General features: G+C 68.1%; 14 protein-coding genes. 9 read left to right on the top strand and 5 right to left on the bottom strand.

Annotated elements, in window-relative coordinates; translation table 11 throughout:
• Nucleotides 1-6: 6 nt before the first annotated feature.
• The 4 genes from OL239_RS05150 (at nucleotide 7) to OL239_RS05165 (ending at nucleotide 7,044) form a co-directional block, all read left to right on the top strand.
• On the top strand, nucleotides 7-855 hold the full coding sequence (locus OL239_RS05150) for an SURF1 family protein (protein ID WP_268910989.1): 849 nt from the start codon (nucleotides 7-9) through the stop codon (nucleotides 853-855).
• A complete protein-coding gene (locus OL239_RS05155) occupies nucleotides 852-1,289 on the top strand; it encodes a DUF3817 domain-containing protein (protein ID WP_268910990.1) in 438 nt (145 codons plus the stop codon). Before OL239_RS05150 ends, OL239_RS05155 begins: the two co-directional genes overlap by 4 nt.
• Nucleotides 1,290-1,413: 124 nt before the next feature.
• Nucleotides 1,414-3,003: a glutamine-hydrolyzing GMP synthase gene (gene guaA / locus OL239_RS05160; protein WP_268910991.1), complete on the top strand. Its 1,590-nt coding sequence runs from the start codon at nucleotides 1,414-1,416 to the stop codon at nucleotides 3,001-3,003.
• A 135-nt stretch (nucleotides 3,004-3,138) separates the two neighbouring features.
• Complete coding sequence (locus OL239_RS05165; RefSeq protein WP_329609351.1) at nucleotides 3,139-7,044, top strand: DUF4011 domain-containing protein; 3,906 nt, start codon at nucleotides 3,139-3,141, stop codon at nucleotides 7,042-7,044.
• 211 nt (nucleotides 7,045-7,255) lie between these two features.
• Here OL239_RS05165 and OL239_RS05170 read toward each other — a convergent pair whose 3' ends face one another.
• The 4 genes from OL239_RS05170 to OL239_RS05185 all read right to left on the bottom strand — a co-directional run bounded on the left by OL239_RS05170 (nucleotide 7,256) and on the right by OL239_RS05185 (nucleotide 9,104).
• Entirely contained in the window at nucleotides 7,256-7,537 is a 282-nt protein-coding gene (locus tag OL239_RS05170; RefSeq protein ID WP_268910993.1) for an RcpC/CpaB family pilus assembly protein, read from the bottom strand.
• A complete protein-coding gene (locus OL239_RS05175; protein WP_268910994.1) occupies nucleotides 7,504-7,770 on the bottom strand; it encodes an SAF domain-containing protein in 267 nt (88 codons plus the stop codon). Before OL239_RS05175 ends, OL239_RS05170 begins: the two co-directional genes overlap by 34 nt.
• A 261-nt stretch (nucleotides 7,771-8,031) precedes the next feature.
• On the bottom strand, nucleotides 8,032-8,382 hold the full coding sequence (locus OL239_RS05180; RefSeq protein WP_268910995.1) for an FmdB family zinc ribbon protein: 351 nt from the start codon (nucleotides 8,380-8,382) through the stop codon (nucleotides 8,032-8,034).
• Between the two features lie 92 nt (nucleotides 8,383-8,474).
• Nucleotides 8,475-9,104: a 5-formyltetrahydrofolate cyclo-ligase gene (locus OL239_RS05185; RefSeq protein WP_268910996.1), complete on the bottom strand. Its 630-nt coding sequence runs from the start codon at nucleotides 9,102-9,104 to the stop codon at nucleotides 8,475-8,477.
• Nucleotides 9,105-9,207: 103 nt separating this feature from the next.
• Between OL239_RS05185 and galU the strand changes: the two genes are divergently transcribed.
• From galU to OL239_RS05205, 4 genes are all read left to right on the top strand, one after another.
• Entirely contained in the window at nucleotides 9,208-10,113 is a 906-nt protein-coding gene (gene galU, locus OL239_RS05190; protein WP_268910997.1) for a UTP--glucose-1-phosphate uridylyltransferase GalU, read from the top strand.
• A 4-nt stretch (nucleotides 10,114-10,117) separates the two neighbouring features.
• The gene (locus tag OL239_RS05195) at nucleotides 10,118-10,735 is read left to right on the top strand and encodes a GNAT family N-acetyltransferase (protein ID WP_268910998.1); all 618 of its coding nucleotides are present in this window, start codon (nucleotides 10,118-10,120) and stop codon (nucleotides 10,733-10,735) included.
• Between the two features lie 89 nt (nucleotides 10,736-10,824).
• Nucleotides 10,825-11,835 (top strand): hypothetical protein, encoded by a 1,011-nt coding sequence (locus OL239_RS05200; protein ID WP_268910999.1) that lies wholly within the window; start codon nucleotides 10,825-10,827, stop codon nucleotides 11,833-11,835.
• A gap of 257 nt (nucleotides 11,836-12,092) precedes the next feature.
• The gene (locus OL239_RS05205; protein WP_268911000.1) at nucleotides 12,093-13,112 is read left to right on the top strand and encodes an aminoglycoside phosphotransferase family protein; all 1,020 of its coding nucleotides are present in this window, start codon (nucleotides 12,093-12,095) and stop codon (nucleotides 13,110-13,112) included.
• A gap of 8 nt (nucleotides 13,113-13,120) precedes the next feature.
• Here the strand turns inward: OL239_RS05205 and OL239_RS05210 are convergent, their stop codons facing one another.
• Entirely contained in the window at nucleotides 13,121-13,594 is a 474-nt protein-coding gene (locus OL239_RS05210) for an Lrp/AsnC family transcriptional regulator (RefSeq protein WP_268911001.1), read from the bottom strand.
• Nucleotides 13,595-13,817: 223 nt separating this feature from the next.
• On the opposite strand from OL239_RS05210, the gene OL239_RS05215 reads away from it, so the two are divergent.
• Nucleotides 13,818-15,062 (top strand): MFS transporter, encoded by a 1,245-nt coding sequence (locus OL239_RS05215; RefSeq protein WP_268911002.1) that lies wholly within the window; start codon nucleotides 13,818-13,820, stop codon nucleotides 15,060-15,062.
• Nucleotides 15,063-15,107: the final 45 nt, after the last annotated feature.

A 15,107-nucleotide genomic window follows, 5' to 3' on the forward strand; every position in this document is an offset into this window, starting at 1 on the left:
TAAGGCGTGCTGAAAACTGCCCTGCAACCCCGCTGGATCGCCGCGCTGCTCCTTGCCCTCGCGATCTCCACGGTCTTTGTCGTCCTGAGCCAGTGGCAGTTTTCCACTGCGGAAAGCGATCTTCCGCCGTCGACGGACCGCACCGAAACCGTGCGGCCGCTCACCGAGGTCTTTACCCCCGGCATCGAACTGCTTGGAACAACCGCAGACCAGATGGTCTCGATGACCGGGTCCTTCCGCACCGAGGACACTGTGCTGGTCGAAAACCGGCTCTACGACGGTGAGCAGGGTTACTGGGTCGTCACTGCCTTCGCCGTCGACGGAGCCCCCGACGACGCCGTGATGCCCGTCGTCCGCGGCTGGGTCGCCGAGACCGAAGACGCGGTTCCCGCGCCCGCGGGAGAGTCCGCCGTCGTCGGCCGCCTGCTGCCTCCGGAAGCGCCCATTGCGCAGCCGGTCGAGGACGGCATCCTGCCCAGCCTGGCCAGTTCGGAGCTGATTAATGTCTGGGACACCCCGGGCTATTCCGCCTTCGTTACCGCCGATGAGATCACCGTGAACGGTGAAGCCGCCGACACCGGGAACATGCGGGTCGTGGACATCCAGGCCCAGCCGCAGGAAACGTCGGTGAACTGGATGAACGTTTTCTACGCCATCGAGTGGGTTGTTTTCGCCGGGTTCTCCGTGTTCCTGTGGTGGCGTCTGGTCGCCGACGCACACGCCCGTTCCCTCGAAGACGAGGACGACGACGAGTACTACTACGACGACGATTACGACGACGACGATGACACCAACAACGGCAGCGACGGCCCGCAGGCCGGCCGGCCGGTCCCCAACAGTGAGGTACAGCAGTGAGCGATAGAGCACAGGCTCCAACCGAGGCCCCCGCAGCAACAAAGAAGCCCCGCCGGAAGAAGCGGCGGTTCGGCGGTACCCACGCCCAGATCCGTTCGGCACTGAAGTTCTACAAGGTCCTGTCCTACTTCACCGGTACGCTCCTGCTCGCCCTCGTGGTGCAGATGATCGTGAAGTACGGTTTCGGGACTGAAATCTACATCGGGGACTTCAACGTGTCGGTCATGGTGCTGATTGTGCATGGATGGGTCTACGTGGCGTACCTGTTGTCGGACTTCCAGCTGTGGCGGCTGATGCGCTGGCCGTTCTCGAAATTTCTCCTGATCGCGCTTGGCGGCTGTGTGCCCTTCCTCTCGTTCATTGTCGAAGGCCGGACGCACAAGCAGGTCGTGGCTGAACTCGCCGCCCATCCGGAGGCGGTTAAGCGGTACTAGGCGTACTGCCGCCGCTGCCCCGGGGTTCAGGAGCGGCCCTGAACCCGGGGCGGAACCGTGCCGGGGCTGGCCGTTCCGAAATACCGATGTGCGGCACGGATGCTCCGGCGACTATCCTTGAACCGTGACTAATTCCGCGACCCCTCCCATTGAAGAGCGCCCTGTCCTCGTTGTGGACTTCGGCGCCCAATACGCCCAGCTCATTGCCCGCCGGGTGCGCGATGCAGATGTTTATTCCGAGGTGGTTCCCCACACCTACAGCACGGAACAGATCATGGCGAAGAACCCGGCAGCCATCATTCTTTCCGGCGGACCCTCCAGTGTGTACGCGGAAGGCGCCCCCGCCGTCAGCGAGGGCCTGTTCGAAGCAGGCGTTCCGGTCCTGGGCATCTGCTACGGATTCCAGGCAATGGCCAACGCCCTGGGCGGCACGGTCGCCAAGACCGGCCTGCGTGAATACGGGTCGACCGACGCCACCGTTGTGGGCGGCGCCCGCTCCATCCTCGAAGGCACCCCGGAACAGCAGAACACCTGGATGAGCCACGGCGACAGTGTCCAGGAGGCGCCTCCCGGATTCGATGTCCTGGCCACGACCGCAGGCGCTCCCGTTGCCGCGTTCGCGAATGAAGAAAAGCGTCTGTACGGCGTCCAGTGGCACCCTGAGGTCAAGCACTCGGCCCACGGCCAGTCGGTGCTGGAGAACTTCCTCTTCAAGGGCGCGCGGCTTGACCGCAGCTGGACCACCGGCAACATTGTCGAGGAACAGGTGGAGCGCATCCGCGCCCAGGTCGGCAAATCCCGCGTGATCTGCGGCCTGTCCGGCGGCGTCGATTCCGCCGTCGCCGCTGCCCTGGTGCAGCGCGCCGTCGGCGACCAGCTGACCTGCGTTTTCGTGGACCACGGACTGCTGCGCGAGGGCGAAGCAGAACAGGTGGAGCGCGACTTCGTGGCGTCCACCGGCGTCAACCTTTACGTTGCGAACGAGCAGAAGCGCTTCCTTGACGCCCTGGCCGGGGTTACCGACCCCGAAACGAAACGCAAGATCATCGGCCGCGAATTCATCCGCGCCTTCGAAGAGGCCGAGCGCGCCATCATGGCGGAAGCTGCCGCAGCCGGCGAGCCCATCCGCTTCCTGGTCCAGGGCACCCTGTACCCGGACGTCGTCGAGTCCGGCGGCGGCGAAGGGGCAGCCAACATCAAAAGCCACCACAACGTGGGCGGGCTCCCCGAGGACCTGAAGTTTGAGCTCGTCGAACCGCTGCGGGCCCTGTTCAAGGACGAAGTCCGTGCCGTGGGCGCCGAGCTGGGTCTCCCGGCCGAAATCGTCGGACGCCAGCCGTTCCCCGGCCCCGGCCTGGGCATCCGCATCATCGGTGAAGTCACCCAGGAACGCCTGGACCTGCTGCGCCGGGCCGACGCCATCGCCCGCGCCGAGCTGACCGCAGCCGGCCTGGACAACGACGTGTGGCAGATGCCGGTGGTCCTGCTGGCCGATGTCCGCAGTGTTGGTGTCCAGGGTGACGGCCGGACCTACGGGCATCCGATCGTGCTGCGTCCGGTTTCAAGCGAGGACGCCATGACCGCTGACTGGTCACGCCTGCCGTATGACCTGCTGGCGCGCATTTCCAACCGCATCACCAACGAAGTCGACGGAATCAACCGAGTGGTCCTGGACGTTACGTCCAAGCCGCCGGGAACCATCGAGTGGGAGTAGATTAACCGCGGGGGACAGCCTAACCAGGCTGTCCCCCGCGTTGCTTGCCGGGCAAACCCGGCAGGAAGCGATAGTTTGGAAGGTATGCCAATTTGGTCAAGAACGCCGCGCGGAAGTGCAGAAAAGAGGGCATCAGTGTCTGAGCAGAATCCCGGGGACAACGCCTCGGACTTCCTGCTGCCCTGGCTGGGACAACTGGGACAGCATGCCGGATCGGACACGCTGCTGCATTTCACCGCGTCCGCCTCCAACAGCATCGATTTGACCCATGCGCATCCCTCCGGCCTCGCCCAGCTGCTCGCCGGCCGCCGAACCCGGCTGTCCACGCTGCTGCGCGACTCGGAGCAGTACGGGGCAGCCATGAAGGCCGGACGCCTCCTTCGCGCCAAGATCTATGAACTGGGCACCGACCGCGGGATCGACGTCGGCTATCTCGCCGCCGGGACCGCCGCATGGCGCTACGCGGACGACGACGCCGTCCGCCCGGAATCGCTGACTGCGCCGGTCCTGCTGACGCCGGTGTCGCTGACCGTCCATCCTTCCCAGGATGACTACGAACTCCAGCTGACCGACAAGGCCGCCCTCAACCCGGCCTTCGTGCGGCACCTGCAGCACGAACAGGGGCTGGACCTCGATGTGGAGTCCCTGGCCCGGCTGGCATACGGGACTGCACGCTTTGACCCCCATCCGGTGCTGGAAAAACTGCGGGCCATCACTGAAGGGGTCCGCGGGATCAACATCGAGCACCGGCTCCTGGTCTCCACCTTCGCCGACCTGTCCGATCTTTCCGAAGACAGTGCCCTGGATCCGGCGCATCCGATCCTGCAGGGACTGATGGACGCGGCACGGGGCAAGGGCACCGCCGCTCCCGCCGCCAAGGATCCGGGCCTTCCGGCGCTTGACGACCGCGCACCGGCCGACGAGCTCCTGGTGCTGGACGCCGACCGTGAGCAGCAGGACGTCCTGGACCTGATCCTGGACGGGCAGTCACTGGTGGTTTCTTCGCCGCCCGGCACGGGACAAACGCAAACCGCGCTCAACGCCGCCGCCGCACTGGTCCACGCCGGGAAATCGGTCCTCGTGGTTGCCGAGCGCCGCGGCACCCTCAACCAGTTTGTTTCCGAGCTGGACGCGCTGCACCTGGGTTCCGCCGTGCTCCAGCTCAATGCCGGGATCACGGAACAGCAGTTAAAGGACCAGCTGGTCCGGGCCATCGTCCGGAATGAGAAGGCTGCCGCACCGGATCTCGAGAGCCTGCATAAGGTCCTCGTCGCCAACCGGCACCAGCTGCGGGACCATGTTAAGTCGCTGCACAACGTTCGCCGCCGCTGGGGTTGCTCGCCGTACCAGGCCATGCAGTCCCTTGCCGAGCTCACGTCCATGACGCCTGCACCGGCGACAACCGTCCGGCTCAAGCGCAGCGTCCTTGACAGCATTACAGACCGCACCGAACTGACCGGCCGGCTGCGCCGCGCCGCGGAGCTGGGCAGCTTCAGCCGGGCGGCCACCACCAGCCCCTGGTTCGGGGCCAAACTGCTCAACCGCAAGGAAACCGAAGAGGCCTACGAGCTGACCCAAAGCCTGGCCCGGGACCTGCCGGAGCTGCGGGCCAAGGTCCAGGCCGTTGCCGAGCACTCCCAAATCCGTTTGGGGGAGACCTTTGCGCAGTGGGGCGAGCAGCTGGAACTGCTGGTCGCCGTGCGCGAAAGCCTCGATAAGTTCACTCCGGACATCTTTGACCGCCCGGTCAGCGACCTGATTTCCGCTACGGCGTCCTCCTCCTGGCGCCGGGAGCGTGCCGTGGACATGAGTTCGATGACCCGTTCCCGGCTCCGCCGCGTAGCCAAGGAGTACATCCGGCCCGGCGTGCATATTTCGGACCTGCATTCCTCGCTCGTCGAGGTGCAGCGGCAGCGCGCCACCTGGGCCCGCTACGCCACCACTCAGCGTCACCCGTCGGTGGCCACGGGCCTGGCGGACATCAACCGGTCCTACATCACCGTCAAGGAGCAGCTGGATACCCTCACCTCGATCCTTGACGGCACGCCCGCCAAGCCGAACCTCGCGGAACTGACGCTCGATGAGCTGGAAAAACAGCTCGATGCACTCGCAGGGGACCGGGAAACCCTGGAGACCCTGCCCGAGCGCACCCTGCTGCTCGACGAAATGCGCGGCCAGGGACTGGGTGAGCTGCTGGATGACCTGGAAGCCAGGGAAGTCCAGCCCCGGCAGGTGGGGTATGAGCTGGAGCTGGCCTGGTGGCAGTCCGCCCTCGAAGCGATGATCAGCGGCGACGACTACCTGGCGATGAGCGACGGCGACAGCCTGCGCCGGCTGGAGGCCGAATACCGGCTGGCTGATAACGCCCACATTGCCTCCGGCAGCTCGCGGGTGCGGTTTGCCCTGGCGGACCGCTGGCGGCGGGGAGTGAAGGCTTCGGCCCCGGACGCCGCGACGCTGCGGGACGCCATCAAGAATGGGCCGCTGACCCTGCACAGTTTGTGCAGCCAGCCGAAGGAACTGGTTTCCGCGCTGCTGCCGGTGTGGACCGCGAGCCCCCTGGTCCTGCCCATGGTGCTGCCCGGAGACCGGAGTTTTGACACCGTCATTGTGCTGGACGCCGAGTCGACCTCCCTGCAGTCCGCGGTACCGGCGCTGGCCCGGGCCGCGCAGGTGGTTGCCTTCGGCGACGGCCAGCTGGGTGGACCCCGGCCCTTCACCATTGGGGTCGAGCCCGCGCGGCCGGCGGGGGAGCAGCATGACCTCGTCAGCGCATTCGAGGCCCTTTCCCAGGTCCTGCCGACACGCACCCTCTCCACGGTCTACCGCGGAACCGACCGCGGCCTGCTGCAGCAACTGAGCCGGAGCTTCTACGAGGACCGGCTCACGTCGGTGCCGCGCGGCACCGACGTGTCGTCGGAGGAGCGGCCGCTGGTCGTTGAGTACCTCGCGGACGGAACGGGTATGCCCAGCGCCGATCATGAGGGCGTGGAAAGCGTGGCAGCCGAGGTCAACCGGGTGGTGGACCTGGTCTTCGAACACATCCGCCGCCGGCCGCATCAGTCGCTGGCAGTTCTCACCGCCAGCCCGCGGCACGCCGTCCGCGTCGCTGAAGCCATCCGGGTGCAGATGGCCAACTTCCCCTGGGCATCGGACTTCTTCACGCCGGGCAAGGAGTCCTTCCGCGTGGTGCCGGTGGACCGGGCCGCCGGACTGGTGCGGGACTGCGTGATTTTCTCGCTCGGCTTTGGCCGAACCCCGCACGGACGGGCCCTGCATACCTTCGGCTCCCTCTCCGCCCCGGACGGCCGGGGCAAGTTCCTGACCGCCATGACCCGCGCCCGCAGCAGGCTGCATGTCCTGACCTGCTTCCGGCCGGAGGACCTGGACAAGTCGCGGCTCGGTTACGGTGCCCTCGACTTCTACGACCTCATAAGCCGGGAACTGGCTCCGACAGCCGCCGGCGCCGTCCGGCGCATCGATGAGGGGATTACCTTCAGCAGTTCCGCAGGTACCGACGGCACCGCCGGCGGAATCATGGACGAGGATCCGCTGGTCGCTGACCTGGTGAACCGGCTGCGGGCCCGCGGAGCGAAGGTCTGGGACCACTACCAGGGCGCAATCGACATTGTGGCCACGGTGGAGCGCAGCAGCACCGAGAGTGAGCCGGCGGTGCCCATGGCGATCGAATCCGACGGCACGGAGCGGTACCGCACCATGAGCGTCCGGGAGCGCAGCCGGCTGCGGCCGCAGCTTCTGGAGCGGCTGGGCTGGCGGTACATGCCGCTGTGGACCATCGAAGTGTTCAGCGACCCCTCCGCCTGTGCTGATCTGGTGGGACGTTACCTGAACCTGCCGGCGGCGAAGGACGGCGAGGAGCAGGCCGCCCGCTCCGCCGCTGCAGTCCGGGGTTCGATGGCCCGAAGGGGCAGCCGGAGCGTCGTTCCCCATGGCAGCAGCCGAATTCGGGAACGCGGAACCGTAACTGCCGACCGGGAAGCCGGACCGCAGGCCCCCGACGCTGAGACGCGCCGCCCGTGAGCGTCCGTCAACCGCACCGCAGGGCCAGCGGCGGGAGCGCCACCCCGGTCCCGGCGAAGAATTCGCCGGCCGGGACGCCCGCGGAGCCCCCGGTGTTGAAGGTTAGGGCTCCGGAGGACGATCCACGGGTGTGGGGTGGCGGGCCCGACGAGGAGGACCGCGATTCCTGGCTGCTCGAACAGCGTCCGCCGCACTGGGACTGAAAGCGGTCCTAGCCTCCGGTGAGGACGAGATGAATTCGTCCGGACCCGGAGGCTTCGGCCAGCGCAGCCGCTTCCCCGGCAGCGGCTGCCAGCACCACCACAGCGCTGTTTTCGTCGGCGCCGGGCCAGGAATCGCCGCCGTCGCCGGCGGTCCACAGGATCGGCGCATCAGAAGCGAGTACTGCGGCGGGGCCGCCGGTTCCCTGGTCTGCCCCGGCGCTACCCAGGAAGACGTCCACGAGCTGGCCGGGTGACATCAGCGCGACGATGGCAGGATCAGCAGGCCGCACGGAAACGGCAACGGAACCCGGCGGAGCTCGGTGAGAAGCCCGGTCCCAACCAGCGAGGTCTGCATCAGCGGGCTGCCCTCCCGCAGCGGAGTAGCCAACCGCCGCCCCGGGAGCTGGGCAGGATGAGAAAATGAGCCGGGCGGAACGGCGGCCGCAGCCAGCGCAACGGTGCGCAGGTCTCCGGCACTGAGCAGTGCACCCGCCGGCAGATCACCTGCCGCGACTACCAGCATGACCGTGCCCGGGTCCGGTGGAAGCAGCGCCTGGACGGCGGTTCCGGCGGCGGCGCAGCACAGCAGGGCTGCGATCAGGCGCCGCCGGCGCAGGATGAAACGCCGCAGCCGCGTACCCGGAGCACCGCCGCGGCCGTTGCGCGGGGTTGAAAGAAAAGCATGCTCCCGAGGCTAGGTGCCCGGGAACACCGGCGCCGCCTCCATCCGCAGCCGGTGGATAGGCGCCGGTTCGGAGCGGTACGGTCCGCCGCTGGGGAGGAACTATCCGGCTGAAGAGCCTGACCCCGCCGTCGACCCGCCGGATGCCGAGCCGGCGGACGCAGAGGTGCCGGAGGACTGCGCCCCGCTGGCGGCAGCGGCGGGGGACTTGGCTGCTGCAGCAGCGCCGGATGAGGTCTCGGACTTGGCCGGCGCCGCGGGCACGGTGCTCTTGGCCTCGCGGGAATCGGTGCGGTAGAACCCGGATCCCTTGAACACCACGCCTACGCTGTTGAACTTCTTGCGCAGGTTTCCACTGCACGACGGGCATACGGTGAGGGTGTCATCGGTGAAGGACTGCTGGATGTCGAAAGCGGAACCGCAGTCTTTGCAGGCATAGGCATACGTAGGCACTGTTACTTACTCCTCCTGAAAACCAAGATGTCAGGTCCCTGGCCCCGCTGGCCCGTCGAAAAACGGCAGCTGGCACTCGGTGGCCTTGAGTGCTAACTATACACCGGGTGCTGCGGCAGTCCGGTCCAGGCGGAAGGGGTCAGGACTGCGTCCATCGGCTGGTCGAAGACGTCGGCCTGCCACCGGCCGGCAGGGGCGAATTCGTGGTCGTAAACGACGCCCACGGCGGGAGCAGCATTTCCCGACGCCCGGAGTTCGGAGAGGAACCGGTCATAGTAGCCACCGCCCTTGCCCATCCGCACCCCGGCCCGGTCCACGGCCAGCGCCGGCACCAGGACGAGGCTGAGCCCGGGAAGGTCCGCGGCCGTTACCCGCGGGCCGGCGGGCTCGGGCACCGACGGGAACATCCCGGGCACCAGCGGGATGCCGGGACTCCACCGGCACCACAGAAGGGTCCGGTCCGGTTGGCAGACTGGAACAACGACGTCGTATCGCCGCAGGTGCAGGCCCGCCAGCAGCGGGGCAGTGCCGGGTTCGGCGCCGGCGGACAAATACGCTGCCACGGTGCTGCCGGGCGGAACCAGATCTGGCATGGCGGCCAGCGCGTGTGCGGCCAGGGATACGCCGGCGGCCAGCGGGGCACCGGGCGGCAGCTCCCGGCGCAGCCGGCGGTACTGCTTCCGGAGCAGTTCCTTCGATGCGGGGCCCGCTGAGTCCGTCATATATCCATTGTCGCAAAGAGTGTGCCGGCAATTGATCCAAATGCCGTGTGGCAATAGGCGGATATTTGGTGCAAACGGGCTGCGCCTATGTACTCTTACGGACATGACTTCACGCGCCACCGTAACCAAAGCCGTTATTCCCGCCGCCGGACTGGGGACGCGTTTCCTGCCGGCCACCAAGGCCATGCCCAAGGAAATGCTGCCTGTGGTGGATAAGCCCGCCATCCAATATGTGGTGGAAGAAGCCGTTAACTCCGGTATGTCCGACATTTTGATGATTACGGGCCGCAACAAGCGTTCGCTCGAAGACCACTTCGACCGCGTGCCGTTTATTGAAAAGACACTGGAAGACAAGGGCGACCTGGAACGGCTCGCCATGGTGCGGGCCGCCTCAGAGCTGGGTGAAATCCACTACCTGCGCCAGGGCGACCCCAAGGGGCTTGGGCATGCGGTGCTGCGCGCCAAGCTCCACGTGGGGGACGAGCCCTTCGCCGTCCTGCTGGGCGATGACCTGATCGATGCCCGGGATGAACTGCTCAAGCAAATGGTCGAGGTCCAGGCCAAGACCGGCGGTTCGGTGATCGCCCTGATCGAGGTGGAGCCCGGGCAGATTAGCTCCTACGGCTGCGCCGACATCTCCGTTATCGAGGGCGAGGACTACGTCCGCGTCAACAAGCTGGTGGAAAAGCCGTCAGTGGACGAGGCACCGTCCAACCTGGCCGTGATCGGCCGCTACGTGCTGCACCCGGCAGTGTTCGGCGTGCTGGAGGAAACCGGTCCCGGCCGCGGCGGCGAAATCCAGCTCACCGATGCGCTGCAGACACTGGCCGCGCAGGAGGAGGGCGAAGGTGCCGGCGTGTACGGTGTCGTCTTCCGCGGCCGCCGCTACGACACCGGTGACAAGCTCAGCTACCTGAAGGCCGTGGTGACCCTGGCGTCCGAGCGCGAGGACCTGGGCCCGGACCTGCGCGAATGGCTCAAGGACTTCACCGGAACCCTCGAGAGCTAGTGCCGTGTGGGGGTCGGCCATTTGGCCGGTAACGCTGGAATGCGGCGACCTGGGCCTGCGGCCCATCCGTCACGGCGACCGGCGCGAATGGACCGCCCTCCGCATGCGCAATGCCAACTGGATGGCCCCGTGGGAAGCTAGCAACCCCCTGCCCGGCGCCGAACTGCCGTCGTTCGCCGCCATGGTGCGCAGCCTCAACCAGCAGGCGCGGCAGGACACGGCGCTGCCGTTCGTCATCACCGAACGCCGCGGCGGGCTGCGCACTCCGCCGGCTCTTACCGGACAGCTGACCGTCTCCACGATTGTGTGGGGGTCCGCCCGCATGGCGACGCTCGGATACTGGGTGGATGAGGCGCGGGCCGGCCGCGGGATAGCGCCGACGGCGGTGGCTCTGGCCACCGACCACTGCTTCCGTGTCCTGGGGCTGCACCGGATGGAAATCAACATCCGGCCGGAGAATGCTGCGAGCCTGCGGGTGGTCGAGAAGCTGGGGTTCCGCGATGAGGGCCTCCGGGAGCGCTACCTGCACATTGGCGGCCGGTGGACGGACCACCGGAGCTTTGCCCTGACCACGGAGGACGTTCCCGAAGGCCTGCTGAACCGCTGGCTGTCACGGCAGTAACGCGCCGTGCCAGGAATTTTTGGCCCGGATGCCGACACGCCCTGCGGTAATGCGCGCCGCCGTGTGTATTAGCTCATAACGTCGTAGATGTGGACTTCCCTCTCAACAGCTCCCTGATCCTGGCCGTCACTGTCGGTCTGTGGCTGCTGTGGGTTGCTCCTTACGTCTTCCGCCGTTCAGGCCTGTCTCCGGCGACGGCCGCCGGTGTGCCAGCTTCCCCGTCAACAGTCATCCGTTCATCCATCTCCGCCGATGGTCTGTCCTCACAGGGAAACACTATGTACACCACCTCCGCTTCCTCCAACGGCTCCACGGGAACTTCGGCACCGGACACCGGTGCAGCGGGACCGGTCCGGGGCCGCCGGCCGGAGTTCCGGATTCACTATGGCCGCACCGCGCTGGCCCTCGCGGGAGCGCTGGCTCTTGCCGCCGCCGTCATCGGTTTGCCGCTGGCAGTCTTCGGTGCTGCGTCCTGGTGGGTCCCGGCAGGGTCGCTCGCAGCAGTGGCCGCTGCAACAGCGTCGCTGCGCGCCCTCGCCGTCCGGGACCGCCGGCGCCGGGTGGATGCAGCCTTCCGGGCAGCCATGGGCGCTCCCCGGTCAGCTGAGTTCCGGGCTGCTGAGCTCCGGCCTGCCGGGCTGGCCCTGCAGGCGCCCGCCCCGGAACCCGCGCGGGCCGTCCGGGAAACCGTCCTGTTTGACGCCCAGAGTACTGCCGATTCCGGAAGCTCCGCAGTGCCGGCGGCAGCTGAGACCGTTCCCGCCACCGTCACCACGGCACCCGGAGCGGCCGACCGCAGGCTCACGGCAGCGGAGCTGCGCACCGCCGCCCTGGAAGTTGCCGCCAAGGCAGTGCCGGCCGGGCCGCCGAAAACCTCCACCACTCCGTGGGAGCCGGTGGAGGTTCCGAAACCTGTGTACGTTGAGGCCCCGGTGGCCCAGCGGCCCGCACCGGAGCCGCTGGTGCTTCCGGAGCCGCCCAAACCGGCGGCACGGACCCCGCTGCGTGCGCCGGCCGCCGACAGCGCCGAGGCCGGTGCCGCTGCTCCGCGGACGGGCAAGATTAATCTGGACGACGTCCTGCAGCGCCGCCGCGCCTAGCGGCCCGCCGGGATGGAGCACGTCAGTCCGCCCGGTGTGCGCGGCACCGCTGAAGCAGCGGCCAGGGCGCAGCTTGAGGGGCCCGGCATGGCGGAGCCGCTGGCAGCCGCAGTCCGGCCCTGGGCCTCACCCCGCTCTCCTGGATCCATGTGCGGTCCCACCACCGGCCCGGTGCCGGAATTAGCGCCCTGTACCGGGTGGAAGCAGTTCCCCGGGCAGACACCTCACGGTCCGCGCCGCGGACCATACGCCTTCACGTGGGTGCCACAACCGCGCGGCTGCCCGGCGCCGGGAGCGGGACGGTCAAGTCCGAAGTGGGCGGCATTCCCGTCAGGCTCTGGGTGCATCCGCGCGACCCGGTCCTGACCGGCCTTCCCTGGGCGACGGACCCCGGGGCCGTAGCCCGCGGAGTATTCGGCGCAGGATCCGCCGATGCCCGCGCGGCATTGACACTGGTGGCTTACCGGCCCCTGCGGCGCGCCGTCGTCCGCGCCACTTATCAGGGCGAATCCGCCTACCTCAAGGTGCCGCAGCCCCGGCTGGCCGCCGGACTGCGGAGGCGGCTGCAGCTGGCGGGCGGCGCCGGACTGCCGGTTCCGCCGCTGCTGGAAACGGTGTCCGCTGCAGGGCCAGCGGCAGACGGGGTGCTGGTTCTGGGTTCCCTGCCGGGGCAGTCCCTGCACCGCGGGCTGCTGCAGGCCGGTACGGACTGGGACCCCGGTGCTCTGACTGCGCTCCTGGACCGGCTGCCGCCCGCGGCTCTGGCGCTGCCGCGCAAAGCCGCCTGGTCCGAACGCATTCTCGACTACGGCGCCGGCGCAGCAGTCGCCCTGCCGGCCGGTGCGGAACGCATTCTCCACTGTGCGCAGGGCGTTGCCGGCATGGTCCGCTCCACCGACCCGGGACCGCTGGTGCCCGCGCACGGTGACTTCCACGGCGGCAACCTGCTGGCCGGCAACAGCCCTGAACTGCGGCTCACCGGACTGCTGGACGTGGACGCGCTGGGGCCGGGACACCGGGTGGATGATCTGGCCTGCTTCCTGGGGCATCTGAGCGTTCTTGCGGCGCAGGCACCCGGGAACGGGGCACTGCAGGCCGCTGCCATCCGCTGCGCCCGTGTCTTCACCCGCAGTACCGGCGCGGCGGCGCTGTACTGCCGTGCCGCCGGGGTAGCCCTCACCCTGGTGGCCGGAACTTCGGGCCGCGGCCCGGACGCTGCGCTGCGGACGCTGAGCGTTGCGGAGGAACTCCTGGCTGCGGCCCGCGGCCGCAGCTGAACGGGCGGCTACGCGGGCGGCACCAGTTTCTCCAGCAGCGGCTCGCTGCGGTAAGGAATGTGCTCATGCAGGGCCAGCACCGTTTCGGTGCGGATTACGCCCTTGATGCGGAGCACCGAGCGCAGGGCATGCTGCAGCTGCTGCGTGTCGGTGGCAGCCAGCCGGCACCAGACATCTCCATGTCCGGAGATTTCATGAACCTCCAGGATCTGGGCGATCGTGCGCAGGCCGGCAATAACCGTGTCCAATTCGCGGTGCGACACCTCGATGGTGACGAACGCCAGGACGTCATACCCCAAGCGCGCCAAATCCACGTCCCTCCCGCCCGGACGCATGAGGCCGGCCCGGTCCAGATGCTTTAAGTGGCTCTGGGTGGTGTTTCGGGCGATGCCCAGCTTCTCGCTCAGGTCGCCGATCTGTGCCCGCGGGTCCCGTACCAGTTCCAGCAGCAGCTTCAGATCGAGGGCATCCAGATTGCCCATTGCGCGCAGCTCCTCTCAGGGAAAACGGAGAATATTGATCGAAACCGTCAATTTCCGGAGATTTTGTGCTCGATAAAACCCGGCAGGCCCCATTCTATAGGGGATATAGCGAAGAATCTCGATACTGCCGCCCTGCCGACGCCCCAGCTCTGAGCGGGTCCGGCAGCGGGGTCCCGCAGACAGGGATGACCTGAGGTGAACCGAGAAGGGTAATAGACACGCAGTGACAGTCCTGAACGAACTGCGGATGCGGCCGGCGCCGGCCGGACGCCGCGAATGGGACGCTGCCCGCCGGCCGCGCCTGCTGTTGACCCTGGCGGTCATGACCACTCTGCTGGTCGGCGCAAACCTTGCCACTCCGCTCTATCCGCTGCTCGGGGTGCGGCTGGAACTGACCCACTTCGGTGTCACCGTAGCCTTTGCCGCGTATGTCATGGTTCTGGTCGCGGGACTGCTGCTGGTGGGGCACTGGTCCGACTTCATTGGCCGCCGCGCTGCCCTGGTGCTGGCCGGCGTCGTCAGTCTCCTTGGCGGCGTGCTGTTCGGGACCGCCACCAGCATGGGTGCGCTCATCGCGGGCCGTGCGCTGCAGGGGGCGTCGGTGGCCCTGGCCACCGGTGCCAGTTCAGCGGCGCTGCGCGAACTGCTGCCGCACCGGCCGGAATGGGCCACCCGCTTCACCCTGATGGTCTCCGCCGGCGGCGTTGCCGCCGGTCCGGTTATCGGCGGTTTGCTGTCCCTCCTGCCGGCCCCCACCCTGACGCCGTTCCTCATCCACTCCGTGGTGCTTGCCGGGCTGCTGGTGCCGCTGTGCATGCTTAAGGCACGTCCGGCCATCGCGGTGCCGCCCCTGGGCAGGGCCTTCGCCGCACTGCGGCCGCGCCGTCTGGCTGTCTCGCACCAGGCCCGGTCACAGTTCTGGATGGCCTCGGTTACCGGCTTCCTCAGCTTCGCCGTCTTCGGCTTCTACTTGTCGCTGGCCCCCACCTACTTTGCCGGCATTGCCGGCACGGCATCCCGCCCGGTCGTCGGCCTGCTTGCGGCGCTGGCGCTCGCGGCGTCGGCCGTCAGCCAGCTCACCGGAATCCGCGGCCGGCTGGTCGTCCCAGCGGGGCTGGCCCTGATGGGCGCCGGCGTCGCCCTAATTCCGGCCGCGGGCGCCCAGGAGAGCGTTCCCCTCCTGGTGGCCGCTTCGCTGGCAGCCGGTTTCGGCCAGGGAATGGCCTTCCGTGCCGTCTTCAACGACGTGGCCGCGAAGGTGGAAGCGGCGCAGCACGCCCAAATCATCAGCACGGTGTACGTGATCACCTACCTGGGCAGCGCCATTCCGGTGCTGGGGCTGGACGCCGCGGGCGCTGCCTGGGGCCTGCCCACGGCGGTGGCGTGGTTCTCCGCGGCCATTGCCTGCTGCTGTGCCGCGCTGTGTATCTATGCACTGGTGCGGGCCCTCCGCGCCGGGCGCGCCTGACGGCACGGACGCGCCTGACGGCACGGACGCGCCTGACGGCACGGG

Origin of the sequence: Arthrobacter sp. ATA002 (assembly GCF_026898095.1) — a bacterium.
Lineage (GTDB): Bacteria > Actinomycetota > Actinomycetes > Actinomycetales > Micrococcaceae > Arthrobacter_B.

Bases quoted from the DNA above. Each gene is read 5' to 3' on its own strand.
- OL239_RS05175 (WP_268910994.1), bottom strand. From the start codon at position 7,770: ATGCTGGTAGTCGCGGCAGGTGATCTGCCGGCGGGTGCACTGCTCAGT.
- OL239_RS05185 (WP_268910996.1), bottom strand. From the start codon at position 9,104: ATGACGGACTCAGCGGGCCCCGCATCGAAGGAACTGCTCCGGAAGCAG.
- galU (WP_268910997.1), top strand. From the start codon at position 9,208: ATGACTTCACGCGCCACCGTAACCAAAGCCGTTATTCCCGCCGCCGGA.
- OL239_RS05210 (WP_268911001.1), bottom strand. From the start codon at position 13,594: ATGGGCAATCTGGATGCCCTCGATCTGAAGCTGCTGCTGGAACTGGTA.